This is a genomic window from Bifidobacterium sp. UBA6881 (genome assembly GCA_002451435.1).
Lineage (GTDB): Bacteria > Actinomycetota > Actinomycetes > Actinomycetales > Bifidobacteriaceae > Bifidobacterium.
This window is the reverse complement of sequence record DKCF01000056.1, coordinates 3,125-6,576: the sequence shown is the minus strand read 5'-3', so window position 1 is coordinate 6,576 and position 3,452 is coordinate 3,125. Positions and strand designations below refer to the sequence as shown.

General features: G+C 62.7%; 3 protein-coding genes. 2 read left to right on the top strand and 1 reads right to left on the bottom strand.

Translation table 11 applies throughout. The features are described from left to right. Both guaA and B3C64_RS04575 read left to right on the top strand, forming a co-directional pair. The coding region (guaA, locus tag B3C64_RS04580; RefSeq protein WP_291534040.1) for a glutamine-hydrolyzing GMP synthase at positions 1–1,326 on the top strand (1,326 nt) is incomplete at its 5' end. Positions 1,327–1,489: 163 nt separating this feature from the next. After that, a complete protein-coding gene (locus B3C64_RS04575) occupies positions 1,490–2,347 on the top strand; it encodes an aldo/keto reductase (protein WP_291534039.1) in 858 nt (285 codons plus the stop codon). A gap of 149 nt (positions 2,348–2,496) precedes the next feature. On the opposite strand, the gene B3C64_RS04570 is transcribed toward B3C64_RS04575, so the two are convergent. Then, positions 2,497–3,452, bottom strand: a 956-nt coding sequence (locus tag B3C64_RS04570; protein WP_291534037.1) for a 3-phosphoshikimate 1-carboxyvinyltransferase, incomplete at its 5' end; no start/stop codon positions are given.

The following is a 3,452-nucleotide window of genomic DNA, read 5'->3' as shown; positions in this document are numbered from 1 at the left end:
GGCATCTGCTACGGCTTCCAGACCATGGCCTATGAGCTCGGCGGACAGGTGGACAAGGCGGCTCTCGGCGAATACGGCAAAACCGACACGGTTATTGACGACGCTTCGGGCCTGCTGGCCGGTTCCCCCGCGGAGCAGACCACGTGGATGAGCCACGGCGTGGCCGTCCAGAAGGCGCCCGAGGGGTTCGCCGTGCTGGCGCACACCGAAGGCGCCCCGGTGGCCGCCATGGCCGATCCGGCCCGCAAGCTCTACGGCGTGCAGTGGCATCCCGAGGTCAAGCACACCCCGCTGGGCCAGAGGCTGATCGAAACCTTCCTGCATGACTGCGCCGGATTGGGCGACGACTGGAACGCCTCCAACATCATCGAGGACCAGATCGCCAGGATCCGCGCCCAGGTCGGCGACGCCCAGGTTATCTGCGGCCTGTCCGGCGGCGTGGACTCCGCCGTGGCGGCGGCCCTGGTGCACAAGGCCATCGGCGACCAGCTCACCTGCGTGTTCGTGGACCACGGCCTGCTGCGCAAGGGCGAGGCCCAGCAGGTCAAGCATGATTTCGTCAAGGCCACGGGCATCAAGCTCATCGCCGTCGACGCCTCCGAAGATTTCCTCACCGCGCTCAAAGGCGTGTCCGAGCCGGAGAGGAAGCGCAAGATCATCGGCGAGAAGTTCATACGCACCTTCGAAAAGGCGCAGCGGCAGGTGATCGAGGAGGCCGGCGCCTCCGGCAAGGAGGTCAAGTTCCTCGTGCAGGGCACGCTGTATCCGGACGTCGTCGAGTCCGGCGGCGGCGACGGCGCTGCGAACATCAAGTCCCACCACAACGTGGGCGGCCTGCCGAAGGACATCAAGTTCCAGCTCATCGAGCCGCTGCGCACCCTGTTCAAGGACGAGGTGCGAGCCATCGGCACCGAGCTGGGCCTGCCGGACGAAATCGTGTGGCGCCAGCCGTTTCCGGGTCCGGGCCTCGGCATCCGCATCATCGGCGAGATCACCAAGGAACGCCTGGACGTGCTGCGCGAAGCCGACGCGATCGCCCGTGAGGAGCTCACCAAAGCCGGTCTCGACCGCGACATCTGGCAGTGCCCGGTGGTGCTGCTTGCCGACGTGCATTCCGTGGGCGTTCAGGGCGATGAGCGTACCTACGGTTCCCCGATCGTGCTGCGACCGGTTTCCTCCGAAGACGCCATGACCGCCGACTGGTCCCGCATCCCGTACGACGTGCTGGCCACCATCTCGACGCGCATCACCAACGAGTGCCGCCAGATCAACCGCGTGGTGCTCGACTGCACCTCCAAGCCGCCGGCAACCATCGAGTGGGAGTGACGTCGTTTTCGACTCCTAATGTTTGGGGGCTTTCCGCGAAACGAATTCGCGGAAAGCCCTTTTTTGTCGGGGCAAGGATGAAACCCGGCTCTTCTGTTGCATCCTGCGTGGTATCGCGTCACAGTAAGGATGATGACCGAACAATCATCGACCATGGAGGAGCATGATGAAACATATAGTGACGCTTGCCGATGGGCGCATCGTTCCCGCATTGGGGCAGGGAACCTGGTATCTGGGCGATTCCGCCGCGACGCACGACCGGGAGGTAGAGGCCTTGCGCAGAGGCGTCGACGCGGGAATGACGTTGATCGACACGGCGGAGATGTATGGCAGCGGGCGTAGCGAGCGTCTGGTGGGCGATGCCATCGCCGGTATGCGCCGCGACGGGTTGTTCCTCGTTTCGAAGGTGCTTCCCTCGAATGCGGGCAGGCGCGACATCTTCCATAGTTGTGATGAAACGCTTCGCAGGCTTGGAACCGATTATCTCGATCTGTATCTGCTGCATTGGCGCGGCAATGTGCCTTTGGCGGAAACCGTCGAATGCATGGAGCGACTTGTTCGTGACGGCAAGATTCGCGCATGGGGCGTCTCGAATTTCGACACCGACGACATGGAGGAACTTTGGCGCATTCCCGAGGGCCGGCATTGTCTGGTGAACCAGGTGCTTTATAATCCAAGCTCACGCGGCATCGAATACGACCTGCTCGGCTGGATGAACGGACATGATGTGAAGCTCATGGCCTACTGCCCCATCGCACAGGCCGGCACGCTGCGTCGTGGACTTTTCGATTCCCCGCAACTCATCGAGGTGGCGAAGCGCCATCATGCGACCGTGCCTCAGGTGATACTCGCCTGGGACATCCGCAATGGAAACACCATCGCCATTCCACGTACCGGCAAATCAGCGCATACCTTGGAGAACGCGCAGGCGGATGCCATCACGTTGTCCGACGAGGATCTCGCGCTCATCGACCAGGCATGGCCGGCGCCGAATCACAAGGTGCCGCTTGACATGGAATGACGGTGCCGATATGACCCATATGGATTGCGCCGTAACAGTCTCAGGCTGTTGCGGCGCAATCCATATGGGGATCCTTCAGCGGCCACGTGCATCGTTGTCCCGTTCACCTGCATGGACACTCCAGTGGCTCCCCCTGCGAAAATGTCGAGTCAGGCCAGCATGCCCGTCCACATGTTCACGAAGTCCGGCAACGTCTTCGCAGTGGTGGCTACATTCCGCACCTGAAGGCCCTTGATGCGTAAACCGAGCATCGCCGCGAACGTGGCCATGCGATGATCGGCATAGGTCTCCATTGCCGCGGGCTTCAATGTCTCCGCAGGCACAGGCACGATCTCCAAACCGTCCGGAAGCTCACGGGCCTCTCCCCCAATACGCGTGATTTCGTTGACCAAAGCTTCCAAGCGGTTCGTCTCATGCCCGCGCAGATGGCCGATGCCGACCATGTTGGTCGGCTTGTCGGCAAAGACCAGGACCGCAGCAAGCGATGGCGCAATCTCCCCGGCCGCCGTCAGGTCGAAATCGCCCAGGCCGTTGATGGTGCCGTCACCGGTAACTTCGCAGTACCGAATGCCGTTCTCTTCGGGGAACGAGACCTTGGCTCCCATACGTCGCAGATATCCGGGCAGCAGGCCTCCCGGCTGGGTGGTGTTCTCCGGCCAGTGGGGCACGCGCACGGTGCCGCCTGCGATCAGCGCGGCGCCAAGGAACGGCGCGGCGTTCGAAAGATCCGGTTCCACGGTGACCCGTTCAGGCAGTTGCACATCACCCGAGCGCACATGCCAGGTGTGGCGCTCCTCATCGGCGGAAGCGTCCACACCCGATCCTTTGAGGTCGGCCACCGTCATGCGGATATGCGGCAGGCTCGGTGTCTTCTCCCCCGTATGGCGTAATTCCAGACCTCCCGGAATGCGAGCGCCGATCAACAACAATCCGGAAATGAACTGGGACGACCCCGAGGAATCGATGCTTACCACGCTGGGGGCGGTGCGCTCCGCGAAAGCCTCGGGCGGAGTGATGGTGAATGGCAGCCGTCCTTCCTCGCCGTGGTACTCGACCGTCGCCCCGAGTTGCTCAAGACCATCCAGAACGGGTTTCATCGGACGCG